At 38.0% G+C, this 1,669-nt stretch carries 2 protein-coding genes; both read right to left on the minus strand.

The genetic code is table 11. The features are described 5' to 3' along the window. Window positions 1–220 precede the first annotated feature (220 nt). Window positions 221–787, minus strand: coding sequence for a recombinase family protein (locus ABT053_RS43265; RefSeq protein WP_502991974.1), 567 nt, complete (start codon window positions 785–787; stop codon window positions 221–223). Between the two features lie 229 nt (window positions 788–1,016). Further along, window positions 1,017–1,669: pyroglutamyl-peptidase I (pcp, locus tag ABT053_RS43270; protein ID WP_502991975.1), on the minus strand; the 653-nt coding region annotated here is incomplete at its 5' end.

A 1,669-nucleotide genomic window follows, 5' to 3' on the forward strand; every position in this document is an offset into this window, starting at 1 on the left:
TTTTGCTTCTTCATGGTACTAAATAATTATAAAAAGATTTATGAAAAAATTGGAATGATAGTTGTAAAAACCAATAAATAACTTAGTAAAAAATAGCTTCTAATTTAATAATAAAAGCTCCTTTATGAAACTAAAGGAGCTTTTAAATATTTACAACGATTAAAAGAACGGTTAATCAATACTAGGCTTCTAGTAAGGGATAAGGAGATTGAGAAAATTTTCATTTATTTATATACCTATAAATCGTTGTTCTTGACACTCCCCAAGAATCCGCAATCGACTTAATTGGCGTACCACTTTCTACCAAGGTTTTAAGAAGCTTTACGTCTTGCTCCGAAAATTTCTCAGGTCTTCCTCCAAGTCGTCCTCTTGCACGTGCGGCTTCTCTACCAGCGGCAGAACGCTCCAAAATAAGATTTCGCTCAAATTCCGCAAAAGCCGCAAACAAATGAAACATCAATTGTCCAGTCGAACTTGATTTATCCATTGTAATATTTTCTTGTAGACTATGAAAACTTACCCCCTTATTATTAAAAGAATTAACAATATTAATGAGGTCCTCCATATTTCTACCTAATCGATCTAACCGCCAAACAACGATCGTGTCTCCAGGACGAGAAAATTCGATCGCGGATTTTAATCCAGGTCTATCTTTTTTACTTCCTGACATATGATCAGTAAATATTTTTTCACAGTTATATTTTTTTAGACTATCTTTTTGTAAATCCAAATTTTGAAGTCCAGTTGAAACTCGTGCATATCCGATATTCATTTTTTTCTCCTTCATTTTAATTTATTGTATCATAACTTAGAAATATATATATAAATGAACATAGAATAAATTACGGGTTAATGAACAAGGAATGTAAATGATTTTAATAATCTTAATAAGAAAAGAAGAGTGTTCAGAAAATGACCATTTTCTGAACATCTGATAAAAAAGGAAAAACGATTAGAACGCTTTTCTTTTTTATGTCTATTTATTTGATAATAGTCCAAAAACACTAAACAGGCTTTTAGTGATCCTTGCCTTCAATCGTTTCGATATCGCCTTTGCCGTCACGGGACACGATGGCCTTGATAGCGGCAGTGATGCCTAAAACATCATCATCCAATGACAACGCTGGTGTTTCCGGACGAGTGACAACCTGTTCCGGCAAAAATGGAATATGCATGAAGCCGGCCTTAATATCGGGAAACATCTTATCCCGCATATACTGTACCTGATAAAAAATGTGGTTGCAGACGTAAGTGCCTGCTGTGTTGGAGACTGCTGACGGAACACCAGCTTCCCGAATGGCTTTGGCCATGGCCTTAATTGGTAACTGGGTAAAGTAGGCATTCTCGCCATCGCCATGAATCGTGTGATTAAGTGGCTGATACCCGGCATTATCTTGAATCCGACCGTCATCCAAGTTAATCGCAACTCGCTCCGGCGTGAGTTCAAACCGGCCACCAGCCTGACCAATGCTCAACACATAGTCAGGCTTTTCTTTGGCAATAGCATCTTTAACGACATCGGCTGAAACATTAAACTTTGTCGGAATTTCCAATTTAACGATTTGTGCCCCAGCAATTTCATCCGGCAAACGTTTCACGGCTTCAATCGCAGGATTAATTTTATCGTCGGGTGGGCCGCTCCCCCGGGCAGCTGATGTGGCTGCGCTTC

Source organism: Streptosporangium sp. NPDC002524, assembly GCF_040295985.1.
In the GTDB taxonomy this organism is placed as follows: Bacteria; Actinomycetota; Actinomycetes; order Streptosporangiales; family Streptosporangiaceae; genus Streptosporangium.